The 12,125-nt window shown below is 50.9% G+C and carries 11 protein-coding genes; 4 read left to right on the top strand and 7 right to left on the bottom strand.

The features are described 5' to 3' along the window. The 6 genes from ACWWFX_RS10905 to ahpC all read right to left on the bottom strand — a co-directional run bounded on the left by ACWWFX_RS10905 (position 1) and on the right by ahpC (position 6,659). Positions 1-768 carry a dimethyl sulfoxide reductase anchor subunit family protein gene (locus ACWWFX_RS10905; protein ID WP_473223799.1) on the bottom strand — a complete coding sequence of 256 codons (768 nt, stop codon included), beginning with the start codon at positions 766-768 and terminating at the stop codon, positions 1-3. Beyond that, positions 768-1,325, bottom strand: a complete 558-nt coding sequence (locus ACWWFX_RS10900) for a 4Fe-4S dicluster domain-containing protein (protein ID WP_473223798.1) — start codon at positions 1,323-1,325, stop codon at positions 768-770. Before ACWWFX_RS10900 ends, ACWWFX_RS10905 begins: the two co-directional genes overlap by 1 nt. Beyond that, positions 1,322-3,598 (bottom strand): molybdopterin-dependent oxidoreductase, encoded by a 2,277-nt coding sequence (locus ACWWFX_RS10895; RefSeq protein WP_473223797.1) that lies wholly within the window; start codon positions 3,596-3,598, stop codon positions 1,322-1,324. The genes ACWWFX_RS10900 and ACWWFX_RS10895 overlap by 4 nt, the downstream gene beginning before the upstream one ends. Beyond that, positions 3,598-4,137 carry a TorD/DmsD family molecular chaperone gene (locus ACWWFX_RS10890; protein WP_473223796.1) on the bottom strand — a complete coding sequence of 180 codons (540 nt, stop codon included), beginning with the start codon at positions 4,135-4,137 and terminating at the stop codon, positions 3,598-3,600. The genes ACWWFX_RS10895 and ACWWFX_RS10890 overlap by 1 nt, the downstream gene beginning before the upstream one ends. A 201-nt stretch (positions 4,138-4,338) precedes the next feature. Then, complete coding sequence (gene ahpF, locus ACWWFX_RS10885) at positions 4,339-5,904, bottom strand: alkyl hydroperoxide reductase subunit F (RefSeq protein ID WP_108473952.1); 1,566 nt, start codon at positions 5,902-5,904, stop codon at positions 4,339-4,341. Between the two features lie 191 nt (positions 5,905-6,095). After that, positions 6,096-6,659 carry an alkyl hydroperoxide reductase subunit C gene (gene ahpC / locus ACWWFX_RS10880; protein WP_015965404.1) on the bottom strand — a complete coding sequence of 188 codons (564 nt, stop codon included), beginning with the start codon at positions 6,657-6,659 and terminating at the stop codon, positions 6,096-6,098. A 411-nt stretch (positions 6,660-7,070) separates the two neighbouring features. On the opposite strand from ahpC, the gene dsbG reads away from it, so the two are divergent. The 4 genes from dsbG (at position 7,071) to ACWWFX_RS10860 (ending at position 10,920) form a co-directional block, all read left to right on the top strand. Beyond that, positions 7,071-7,817: a thiol:disulfide interchange protein DsbG gene (gene dsbG / locus ACWWFX_RS10875; protein ID WP_276218473.1), complete on the top strand. Its 747-nt coding sequence runs from the start codon at positions 7,071-7,073 to the stop codon at positions 7,815-7,817. 203 nt (positions 7,818-8,020) lie between these two features. Next, the gene (gene citR / locus ACWWFX_RS10870; RefSeq protein WP_473223795.1) at positions 8,021-8,935 is read left to right on the top strand and encodes a DNA-binding transcriptional repressor CitR; all 915 of its coding nucleotides are present in this window, start codon (positions 8,021-8,023) and stop codon (positions 8,933-8,935) included. Between the two features lie 150 nt (positions 8,936-9,085). Then, complete coding sequence (locus ACWWFX_RS10865; RefSeq protein WP_473223794.1) at positions 9,086-10,309, top strand: phosphoadenosine phosphosulfate reductase; 1,224 nt, start codon at positions 9,086-9,088, stop codon at positions 10,307-10,309. Continuing rightward, entirely contained in the window at positions 10,294-10,920 is a 627-nt protein-coding gene (locus ACWWFX_RS10860; RefSeq protein WP_473223793.1) for an IbrB-like domain-containing protein, read from the top strand. The genes ACWWFX_RS10865 and ACWWFX_RS10860 overlap by 16 nt, the downstream gene beginning before the upstream one ends. Here ACWWFX_RS10860 and ACWWFX_RS10855 read toward each other — a convergent pair whose 3' ends face one another. After that, positions 10,921-12,081, bottom strand: a complete 1,161-nt coding sequence (locus ACWWFX_RS10855; RefSeq protein WP_473223792.1) for a pyridoxal phosphate-dependent aminotransferase — start codon at positions 12,079-12,081, stop codon at positions 10,921-10,923. Positions 12,082-12,125 lie beyond the last annotated feature (44 nt).

The following is a 12,125-nucleotide window of genomic DNA, read 5'->3' as shown; positions in this document are numbered from 1 at the left end:
TTAGTACGGATGACCGATATTCACAATCGTGCTAACCGTATCCCCAAAGAACGTCATTCGCGTTAAAAACAAGCCAATGAACAGAATGGCAAAGACGACTCTATTGTAGCAATCGCCCTTCCATGTGATAACAAACGCCACAACAAGGCACGCTAGCCCCATCAGATAAAGTGGGGATGTGAGCCAGCCGCGCGCCGTCATTTGCATAATGGTACCGCCACTCAACCACATTAACGGCGCAGCAAGTAATAACGCTATGCATACCAGAATGCCCTGCCGCAAAGCGGATCGAGGTGACGACAGCTTAAGCAGTGGAACCGCCGCGCATCCCATCACCCATACCGTAATGCAAAAAAGCAAAATAGTGATACCGTTAGCGATCGCCACCATCGCAGGAGCTGCATAGGTAATACCCTGAACAGTCACCAGCGCAATACCGAACAGCGATGCTACCAACGCAGGCACTTTATGCCCTTTCGCCAAAAACGTGATCCCAACCGTGATACCGTAGAGCGTAGCGCCCAAAATTTCACGGCTCAGCCAGGCATGTTTCAGGTTACGCAGAGCATCATAGGCGCGATCCGGATGTGCAAGGTGTAGTACCGCCGCTACTGAGGCCACCGCCAGAATCAAACCAATTACCAGCCAGTTGGCGCGACATCCTTTCACCTCGCCACGCAATGTACGCCAGGTCACCACAATCGTCATTCCAACCGACATCTGGCTCAGTAGCGTAAAAATAACCAATGGCAGTTCATATTTTTCCATTATTTATCCCCCGGTTGTTTTGGCTGACGAGCCAGAATAAAGCGCGTACCAGGGTTTAGTTGCGGCATATGAGGATAGCCAGGCGGATACTGAACGGCATTATTGGGGCTGGGATCGGTATCAAGATCGATAATGCTCAGTGCGCTGACCGGGCACGCCGATACGCAGGCGGGCTGCATACCGATATCGAGCCGCTCATAACACATGCTGCATTTTTCCGCTTTCCGCGTCTCTTCATTAAATCGCGGCGCGCCGTAAGGGCAATTGCGAATACAGTTTTTACATCCGATACAGTGTTCAGGGTTATGAATGACAACGCCATCTTCACGGCGGGTATAGGCCTCAACCGGACACGCCGCCACGCAGGCCGGATGTTCGCAGTGATTGCACGCCAGCGAATAAAATGCACGTTCTTCATGGGGATAGATCGCTTTATCCAGCGGGTAGACATAGCGCCAGTAACGTTCAGGCTCTAGCTGGTTAAAACTCTTACAGGCCATCGCACAGCCGCGGCACCCGATACATTTATCACTATTAACTAAAAATGCGCGCCTCATGCGGATGCTCCCTTGTTAGCAATAAGCGTAATGTCGACAAACTGACTGTGTATCGCCGCACCTGGCGCACCGGTGGCCATCTTGCCCATATCGGCAGGCGTATCTTTCACGACGTTCTGCACGTTGTAGCTGATTTTGTTGAACCAGGATTCGTACATCACCAAAAAATCCTCTGGCACATTGGTGGTCAGTTTGGCGCGAAGCTCAACGTCGCCGGCATCATTGAATACCTTCACCCGATCCATGTCGTGAATACCTTTTTTCTCAGCCGCTGACGGATGGATATACACGAAAGGTTCCGGCCAGAATGTTTGCATCCAGTCCAGATTCACAAACTGCGAGTGCAAACCGTATTGCAGATGCGGTGTAAACAGATGGAACGGCAGCGAACGTGCGAGATCGGCTTTATATTCTGGCAACGCGGTATGCCCGTCCTCCGCGCAGCGCGGCGACAAAAACTCATACTTACCAGACGGTGTTTTAAATTTACGATCGTGCCAGGCGGCAGAGCTTGGCATTTTGGCCTTTCTTGGCCCTTCACGCAGATCGTCCCATCGGCTGATGTCAAACTGTTGCGCCATGCCATCATTGAACTCGTTGTCGAGCCAATGTCTGGGCTCAAAATCTTGTGGGAAAGTACAGGCTCCTGGTTCCAGTTTATTGATAGCTCGCGAGAGCAACGCCGAAATCTCGGGGTCACTTTTACACTCATAAAGCGGCTTAATTGCGGGTTCGTTAAGTGATAACCAGTAATGCCAATAGGAGGAGCACAAATCCCATTGCTCGAATGTGGTCGTTAGCGGCAACACAATATCAGCATGCTGGACGGTTTCATTGAAAAACTGATCGACGCAAACCACCATTTCCAGTTTGCTGAAGGCTTTTTCCATCTTGTTGCGGTCAAAATCCTGAGCAAAGGGATTTTTGGATGCAACCCACAACATGCGTACTGGCGGATCGTTAGCCTCAAGCAAGCCTTGTGCCGTTTGGTTGATATTTAGCGCGCGGTCTGAATACTCACTCTTCTCAGCACTATCGCTGACAAATTCGCCCACCGGGCCACCTGCGCCTTTCACACCGATCGACCCAACCGGTGGCTTAAACGCCATCAAACCGTAGTTGTAACCCCAGGTTTGCAGATGCCCATAACGTGCGCCACCACCCTCAAGGCCGATGTTTCCACTCATCGCGACAAACGCGTCAATAGCGCGCACATTCGCCCCGCCGTTGACATGACGTTGCATTCCGTAGCCAATCCAGACTGTGGCGGGCTTCACCGCCATAAACTCATCCGTCAATGAGCGAATCGTCTCTGCGGATAAACCACAAATGTCTGCGGCCCATTCCACTGAAATATTGTTGCGCAGATAATTTTCAAACTCAGGGTATCCCTGCGCAAACTGGGTAACAAATTCATGATCTACGCGCCCGCTGTCCAGCAGATGTCGACACATGCCGAGCGCCAGTGCGCCATCTGAACCTGAGCGAACCCGCAGATAGAGATCGGCTTTTGCCGCGGTTTGCGTTAATAACGGGTCGATAACCACCACTTTGGCACCCTGCTCTCGCGCCTGATACACATATTTCATGCTGTGCATTGAGCACCATGCGGGGTTTGCCCCCCAGATGATGATGTACTTTGCTTTCACCATATCTTCCGGGTCGTTGCACCACATATCGCCCATATCATAATTTTGCGCATCAATGCCCGCTGGCCAGCACGGCGTTCCGGCAAATCGGGTGGTGTAACCCAACGACGACATCAGGCCTTCGGTAGCGTATCCCATCACGCCCAGGTTGCCGGAGTATTTCGACAATGCCAAACCCAGCATGGAGCCATCTTTCTTTTTGATTTCCAACATCTTGCTGGCAATGCGCAGCATGGCGTCATCCCAGGAGATTCGTCGCCAGTTACCACTTCCGCGGCCATCCTGAATCATCGGATACTTTATGCGATCGGGGCTATACACCCGACGTGGGTAGGTCAGGCCTTTCACGCAGGGCGTGCCATGGGTGTAGGTTGATTCGCTCGCACCTTCAACAAACGTAATGACATCATCCTTAACCCAGGTTTTCAGGCTACAGGTGTCGTAGCAATTGCGTGGGCACGCGTTGCGATAGACCTTGTACGTTTTTGGATTAAAGGGGATAGGCGGTTGAGCCTGCGCGCAGCGAGAGGTAAGCAAACCGCCAGGCAATGCTGAAATCGCACCTAATGCGACCAAACCTTTTAGAAAGGAGCGCCGATTTATAGCACCTGTTTCAACACTCATTATGCCGCCCTCATTTTTAATTCATCCAGCCAGCCAGCTAACCTGCTTGCCACTTTTTTTAGCTCCATCGTTTGTGCATTCCCTGTTATGTTTAAAACAAATAATGGCATCCATTTCGCTACATATTCAAAAACATAGCGAAACAGCATTTCTTTTAATTCAGGCTGTTGCCTTACATTTATTAATAATAAAACACATAATTCCAACGCATATGAAACATGATCGTCAGGAAGATGATTCTCATTATTAATTGATAGCCCCAATTGCTGCATGAATTCTCGCAACTCAAGCGTCGTTTTCCCCATTACCGTGGCCTCCTCCTCAAGGTATACAGAGGCATAGGGCGCAGCCTTTAAGGCCTGAGGACCGAGAAATAGCGCATTAAAATCATACTCCATTGCCAGAGTTGGTTTTTGTGCATCAGGTTCAAGGGCTAAATATGCAGTGACTAACGTACTATTATTATTGGCAATAAAAAAATCACGCAGTAACAACCCCGTTAACTCGAAGGGCGTTAACGGGCCTAAAATAAACTCCATGAATAGATAAACCTCAACACATTAAGAATATGTATTTAAAATTCAGAACAGGAGATTATATTACGTAAAATAACGGGCGATATTTTGATTTGCGCAACGAAATGAACAAAAAGGTGCTGGTTGAAATGAGATATTACAAAAACAAAAAACGCCTGACAATGTCAGGCGTTTGGCTTTGCAGGTGTCGTCTTACTTCTTTTTTTATGCCGTTTTCGTACGAATCAGATAATCAAAGGCGCTGAGTGACGCTTTCGCGCCTTCGCCGGCGGCGATGATAATCTGTTTGTACGGAACGGTGGTGCAGTCACCCGCGGCAAAGACGCCTTTGACGCTGGTTTCACATTTCGCATCGATGATAATTTCCCCCATCCGGTTGCGCTCAATCGCGCCTTCCAGCCAGGTGGTGTTCGGCAGCAGGCCAATCTGGACGAAGATCCCCGCCAGTTCAATCTGATGCGTATCACCGCTTACACGGTCACGGTATTCCAGGCCGGTCACTTTGCTGCCGTCGCCTTTCACTTCCGTGGTTTGCGCATTCAGAATGATATCAACGTTTTTCAGGCTGCGGACTTTATCCTGCAGAACCTGATCCGCTTTCATTTCCGGGGCAAATTCCAGCAGAGTAACGTGTTCAACCACGCCCGCCAGGTCGATTGCCGCTTCCACACCGGAGTTACCGCCACCGATAACCGCTACGCGTTTGCCTTTAAACAGCGGGCCGTCACAGTGCGGACAATAGGTTACGCCCTTGGTGCGATACTGATCTTCGCCCGGCACATTCATGTTGCGCCATTTCGCACCGGTTGCGATGATGATGCTGCGCGCTTTCAGCACGGCGCCAGACGCGGTTTCAATCTGGTGTAAGCCACCTTCCTGTGCCGCCGGAATCAGTTTCGATGCGCTCTGGCTATCAATCACATCAACATCATACTCACTGACGTGGGCTTTCAGTGCGCCAGCCAGTTTCTGACCTTCGGTTTTCGGTACGGAGATATAGTTTTCAATATCAACGGTATCGAGCACTTGGCCGCCGAAACGCTCGCCCATCAGGCCGGTACGGATGCCTTTACGCGCTGAGTAGACAGCGGCAGCGGCGCCGGATGGGCCGGAACCCACGATCAGCACTTCATAAGCATCACGGGTGCTCAGCTCTTCCGCTGCGCGTTTTTCCGCGCCAGTATCGATTTTGGCCACGATTTCCGTCAGTGTCATACGGCCCTGACCAAACTCCTGACCATTCACGAACACTGCCGGAACACCCATCACATTACGTTCGGTGATTTCGTTCTGATAGGTGCCGCCATCGATCGCCGTGTGCTTGATGCGCGGGTTCAGCACGCTCATCAGGTTCAGCGCCTGCACCACGTCCGGGCAGTTGTGGCAGGAGAGCGAATAATAAGTTTCGAATTCAAAATCGCCGTCGATATTACGGATCTGCTCCAGCAGAGACTGCGCTTCTTTCGACGGATGACCGCCAGTCCACAGCAGCGCCAGTACCAGCGAGGTGAACTCATGCCCCAACGGGGAGCCAGCAAAACGCGGGCCCTGGTGGGAACCTGGGTTGGTAATCAGGAACGACGGTTTACGAACGGCCAACGTGTTGTCTTCTTTGAAGGTCACTTTATCTGACAGTTCAGCAATCTCAGCCAGCAGTTCCTTGATTTCTGCCGATTTGGCGCTGTCATCCAGCGTGGCAATCAGCTCAACAGGTTTGGTCAGCTTTTCAAGATAGGCTTTGAGCTGGGTTTTCATGTTGGTGTCGAGCATTGTTAATCTCCTGGGCTAAATACATCATCATGCAAGCTGCCTCATTCGGGCGGCCTGGATGCAACTTGCATCATAGTGCGTGGGGGAAGAAAAACGGGTGCTAAGCACCCGTTGGTTGCCGGGTGGCACTGCGTTTACCCGGCCTACATTTGTAGGCCCGGGCAAGCGTCGCGCCGCCGGGCAATAAAGACTTAGATTTTGCCGACCAGATCTAAGGACGGAGCCAGAGTTGCTTCGCCTTCTTTCCATTTAGCCGGGCAAACTTCGCCTGGGTGAGAAGCAACATACTGTGCTGCTTTGATTTTACGCAGCAGGTCAGATGCGTCACGGCCAATGCCTTCAGCGGTAACTTCGATAGCCTGGATGATACCCTGCGGGTCAACTACGAAGGTCGCACGGTCAGCCAGACCTTCATCTTCGCGCATGTTCTCGAAGTTACGGGTCAGGGCGCCAGTCGGGTCGCCGATCATCGCGTATTTGATTTTCGCGATGGTTTCAGAGCTGCTGTGCCATGCTTTGTGGGTGAAGTGAGTATCGGTAGAAACAGAGTACACATCCACGCCCAGTTTCTGCAGTTCTTCGTAGTGGTCTGCTACGTCGCCCAGTTCAGTCGGGCAAACGAAGGTGAAGTCAGCCGGATAGAAGAAGAATACGCTCCAGCGACCTTCGGTATCTTTCTCGGTTACTTCGATGAATTCGCCGTTTTTGAATGCCTGGTTTTTGAAAGGTTTGATTTTAGTGTTAATTAAGGACATCTATACTTCCTCCGTGTTTTCGTTGAGTTGTAAGTTAACGAAATTTGGTTGATAGGGCCAATGCGTTTCCATTATCAAATCAATAAGCGTTACCTTACAACCGACTCAAGACAACATTGTGAACCTGAAAATGAGTAAGGCACGAAACGCCCCTTACCCGTCTAATCTGCGTAAAGTAAAAAGGCCCCCTCTTCAGGCGGCCCCGTTACCTGAACACCCGTCGGTGGATTCAGCGCCAGCCAGGCTGGCTATATGTTGCGCTCTACATTACCTTAACAAAGGTTGTAACAGCTAAGGGATTACATCACCCCACCCTTCAAAGGGCAATCCACCACCGGTTGGTCTTATCTATGGTTGTGATAGGCTACACCATTCCTTTCATCTTACGGACTGATTTTACAGAGATTTTCTATGCTAAAACGTTCTTTACTCCTCACCCTCCTCCCTCTGTTCGCCCACGCGGAAGAACTCCCTGCGCCGGTAAAAGCCATCGAAAAACAGGGCATTACCATCATCAAGCCGTTTGATGCGCCCGCAGGTATGAAAGGGTATCTCGGCAAATATCAGGATATGGGCGTGGCTATCTACGTGACACCAGACGGCAAACACGCCATTTCCGGCTATATGTATGATGAGAAAGGGCAAAATCTCAGTGAGCAGCTGTTCCAGAAAGAGATTTATACCCCGGCCGGGCAGGAAATGTGGAAGCGCATGGAGAAAAGCCACTGGTTACTGGACGGTAAAAAAGACGCGCCGGTCATCCTGTACGTTTTCGCCGATCCGTTCTGCCCGTATTGCAAGCAGTTCTGGCAGCAGGCGCGTCCGTGGGTAGATGCAGGAAAGGTTCAGCTTCGCACGCTGCTGGTTGGCGTGATCAAACCCGAAAGCCCGGACACCGCCGCCGCAATCCTGGCAACGAAAGATCCTGCCAAAACCTGGCATGACTATGAGCAATCCGGTGGAAAACTGAAGCTCACCCTTCCCGCGACCCCAGCAGCGGATGCGATGCGTACATTAAATGAAAATCAGAAACTGATGGATGACCTGGGCGCAAACGTCACCCCAGCCATTTACTATATGAATAAAGAAGGCCAGTTACAGCAGGTCGTCGGCCTGCCTGATGCCCAAAAACTGAAGGTCATGATGGGCGAAGAGTAATTAACCCAGGGTGATTGTATAAAAATAAAATATCAATCACCTTGTTTTCTATGATCAGTAGTAAAACACTATTTTCTGATATATATTTAGTCAGGATGTAAGGTGCTTTAAGTTTTACGAAAACATGGAATGTTAATAATCTTCGCGGTACAGGAGAGCAACTGCGCCTTCTCTGCTACCTGCACCGAAACAAGGACAACATAATGGCTAACCTCTATGATCTAAAGCGGTTCGATCTTAACTTATTAGTTATTTTTGAATGCATTTATCAACATCTCAGCATCAGTAAAGCCGCGGAGACGCTGTTTATTACCCCGTCCGCCGTCAGCCAGTCATTACAGCGCTTGCGCATTCAGCTCAACGACCCGTTGTTCGTGCGTTCCGGCAAAGGGATCACGCCTACCACGGTCGGCGTTAACCTGCATCATCACCTCGCGGATAACCTGAATCAGCTGGAAAAAACCATCAATATTATGAGCCATTCGGAACTTACGAAGCGCTTTGTGATTTATGGCCCACAGATATTCATTTCCGGCCCATTGATTAATATCGTGACACGTTTACTGGAAGACCCCAGCATCGAAATCGCCCATTACGATTACGTTGCCACTTCAGATAACATCGAAGATTTAATGAGTTACAGGAAAGCTGATCTGGTGTTAAGCACCTCGCCTATCATCAATCGTTCGGTTGCCTGCGAGCCATTTAAAGAGGTTTCAACCGTTCTGGTCTGCCGTGAAGATCACCCTCGACTGGGAGAGCATGCGACAAAAGAAGAGATTCTTCAGGAGCGCTTCGCTACTTACACAACGGACGAACCGGGCATTAAGGGATATCAGACTGAAGTGGATGAACAGTACCTGGGCAGACGCACAGGATTACGCACTAACTCACTTATCGGTATGGTCAACATTATACAAAAAACCGATTTAATCGGGATTATTCCCCGCGAGTTTTTTGATTATTTAGGCAAAAATATGAAGTTACGGGAAGTCATCACCCCGGAACCATTACCCTCCGTAATGATATACATTATCTATAACCGTTCGTCGATGAACACGCCTGCATTTGCGAAAGTAATAGAACGAATCACCCATTACAAAGAATCACCACAATGAATTAATCGCTCATATATATTCATATACAAAATGCCTACTCATTAATAAATGTACATTAGGTTTGCCATTAATTAAAATATTACATTCAACGTCCTTGCCGTTATATTATAGTGCCTTATCATGCTTAATATATCGCAAGGATCGCCGACGATGTCGTTATTAAAGGTACCTTTACCCTGTACCGTACAGGAGGCCAGCCAGCATCGTGCCTCCTGGGCCTTGCAGAATTTTACTCGCGTTTGTGTCTCCTTTTCCGGGGGCAAAGATTCCACGGTAATGCTACATATTACCGCCCGACTGGCGCGGGAAATGGGCAAAAAAATCAGCGTCCTGTTTATCGACTGGGAGGCGCAGTTTTCCAGCACCATTGCCCATTGCGAACGGATGCGCGATCTCTATCAGGATGTTATCGAGAATTTCTATTGGGTGGCGATTCCCCTCACCACGCAAAACGCCCTTACCCAATTTGAACCTGAGTGGCAATGCTGGGAGCCTGGGGCAAAGTGGGTGCGGCAGCCGCCTGAAGGCGCCATTACCGACCCGGTATTGTTCCCGTTTTATCGCCCTGGCTGCACCTTTGAAAGCTTCGTCCAGAGCTTCGCAGAGTGGTTTTCGCAACAACGCCCGGCAGCTATGCTGGTCGGGATCCGCGCGGATGAATCCTATAACCGATTCCTGACCATCTCATCACAGCGCAAACAGCGTTTCGCCGATGATAAACCGTGGACAACCGCCGCCCCTGGCGGTCACGCCTGGTATGTGTACCCCATTTACGACTGGAAAACGGCAGATATCTGGACATGGTTCGCCCGCACCAGGCTTTGTTACAACCCGCTCTACAATCTGATGTATCAGGCTGGCGTGCCGCCCCGCAACATGCGTATTTGTGAGCCGTTTGGGCCAGAGCAGCGCCAGGGGTTATGGCTATACCATGTGCTGGAGCCAGAACGTTGGGCCGCCATGTGCCAGCGCGTCAGCGGCGCACACAGCGGCGGGGTTTACGCCGGGCGCGACAATCAGTTTTACGGTCACCGAAAACTCGAAAAACCCGCACATCACAGCTGGCGTAGCTACGCGATGTTTCTACTGCAAAGCATGCCGCAAACCACCGCCGAGCATTATCGCAATAAAATCGCGGTCTACCTGCACTGGTATCAAAAACAGGGCATGGAGGATATTCCGGACAGCCAGGAAGGCGACGTCGGCTCGAAAGACATCCCGTCCTGGCGACGTATCTGCAAGGTCATGTTAAACAACGACTACTGGTGTCGGGCACTCTCTTTCAGCCCAACCAAATCCATCCACTATCAGCGCTATCGCGAACGGATGAACCAAAAACGTCAACAATGGGGGATCCTGTGCAACAACGATTAATTAATGATATGACCACCTGGCTGCAATCACTTGATTTCGAGGCGCGTGTAGAAGCGATCAATCACTTTCGCCAGGCGCTGCATGGCGTCAGCCCGTTTAACGATCAGCCCGTTGACTGCGTGATTTGGGTCAAAGAGGAGCAGATAACTCCCAACGCCTACAACCCAAATAACATGGCGCCGCCGGAAAAACGGCTGCTGCAAAAATCGCTGGAGGCAGACGGTTTTACACAGCCGCTGGTCGTGATGGATAAAGATGGCCATCAGTATGAAATTGTGGATGGTTTTCACCGCTATGCGCTCGCCAGCAGCAAACCGGCCTTGAAAAAGCAGTTTAAAGGCTACCTGCCCATCACCAGTATCGATAGCCGCAGCACCACGTTGCCATCACGCATGGCAGCAACCGTGCGCCATAACCGCGCTCGCGGCCGACATCAAATTAATGCCATGTCTGATATCGTGCTGGAACTGGCGCGTCTGGGCTGGAACGATGAGAAAATCAGCAAAGAGCTGGGGATGGACAGCGACGAAGTGCTGCGTCTGAAGCAGATTAACGGCCTGCTCGAAATGTTCGGCGATCGTAATTTTTCACAGGCCTGGACCGTTAAATAATCAGAGCTGGCGCAAGCGCTCTGCCGCCGCCAGCAGAGTCGATTCCTGCTTGGCAAAGCACAGACGAATGAGTTTGTGCGGGAAGGGATCGGCGCAAAAAACCGATAGTGGAATCGCAGCAACGCCCACTTCGGTGGTTAACCACTGGCAGAAGCTCACGTCATCCTTATCAGAGATAGCGCTATAATCAGCCAGCAGGAAATAGGTTCCTTCACAGGGCAGAATTTCCAGTCGGCTCTCTCTCAACGCTTCAATAAATAGATCGCGCCGCTCACGGTAAAACGTGGGCAACTGGCGATAGTGCTCCGGCTGGGCACGCAGCATATCCGCCAATGCCAGCTGCGCCGGGGTATTTACCGCAAAGGTCAAATACTGATGCACTTTGCGCAATTCGGCGCTTATCGCCGCTGGCGCAATGCAGTAGCCAACCTTCCAGCCCGTCATATGATAGGTTTTACCAAACGATGACACCGCAACAGCCCGTTCACGCAGTTGCGGATGCGCCAGCACGCTGGCGTGGCCCTGCGGATCAAAGCAGATATGTTCGTAGACTTCATCGCTCAGCACGTAGATTTCTCGCTCCGCAATCGCCTGCCAGAGTGCGGAAAAGTCAGCCGCATGCCAGACGGTGGCTGAAGGATTGTGCGGTGTATTAAGAATAACCAGACGCGTTTTATCGCTGAGTAATGCGTGAAACGCGGCCCAATCGACACGAAAATGTGGCGGCTGCAACGCAATACGCTTGAGGACGCCACCCGATAGCTCCACCGCTGGCGCATAGCTGTCATAGCTTGGATCAAAACAGATGACCTCATCGCCTGGGCGCACCAGGGCAGTAATTGCCGCATAAAGTGCTTCTGTCGCGCCCGCCGTCACGGTGATATCGCTATTGGCGTCCGGGGTGTAGCCATATAGCGAGCCGGTCTTTTCGGCAATGGCCTCACGCAGCGCCTGTACGCCGGTCATCGGCGCATACTGGTTCGCGCCTGCGGCAACGTGATACGCCAGTCGCTCCTGTAAATAACGCGGACCGTCAAAATCAGGGAAACCCTGCGACAAATTAATCGCCTGATGTTTAAGCGCCAGTGCACTCATTTGCGTGAAAATCGTGGTGCCGAGATTAGGTAATTTACTCTGTGGGATCAGTGGGTTGTGCGTCATTATTGTTGTTCCATCTGTGATGCAGTGTTGAAGCCACTATAACA

This window comes from Pseudocitrobacter sp. 2023LY-00077, from assembly GCF_055796175.1.
Note: the sequence above shows the minus strand (reverse complement) of the source record. Positions and strands in the feature narration are given on the sequence as shown.

Bases quoted from the DNA above. Each gene is read 5' to 3' on its own strand.
- ACWWFX_RS10905 (WP_473223799.1), bottom strand. From the start codon at position 768: ATGGAAAAATATGAACTGCCATTGGTTATTTTTACGCTACTGAGCCAG.
- ACWWFX_RS10900 (WP_473223798.1), bottom strand. From the start codon at position 1,325: ATGAGGCGCGCATTTTTAGTTAATAGTGATAAATGTATCGGGTGCCGC.
- ACWWFX_RS10895 (WP_473223797.1), bottom strand. From the start codon at position 3,598: ATGAGTGTTGAAACAGGTGCTATAAATCGGCGCTCCTTTCTAAAAGGT.
- ACWWFX_RS10890 (WP_473223796.1), bottom strand. From the start codon at position 4,137: ATGGAGTTTATTTTAGGCCCGTTAACGCCCTTCGAGTTAACGGGGTTG.
- ahpF (WP_108473952.1), bottom strand. From the start codon at position 5,904: ATGCTCGACACCAACATGAAAACCCAGCTCAAAGCCTATCTTGAAAAG.
- ahpC (WP_015965404.1), bottom strand. From the start codon at position 6,659: ATGTCCTTAATTAACACTAAAATCAAACCTTTCAAAAACCAGGCATTC.
- dsbG (WP_276218473.1), top strand. From the start codon at position 7,071: ATGCTAAAACGTTCTTTACTCCTCACCCTCCTCCCTCTGTTCGCCCAC.
- citR (WP_473223795.1), top strand. From the start codon at position 8,021: ATGGCTAACCTCTATGATCTAAAGCGGTTCGATCTTAACTTATTAGTT.
- ACWWFX_RS10865 (WP_473223794.1), top strand. From the start codon at position 9,086: ATGTCGTTATTAAAGGTACCTTTACCCTGTACCGTACAGGAGGCCAGC.
- ACWWFX_RS10855 (WP_473223792.1), bottom strand. From the start codon at position 12,081: ATGACGCACAACCCACTGATCCCACAGAGTAAATTACCTAATCTCGGC.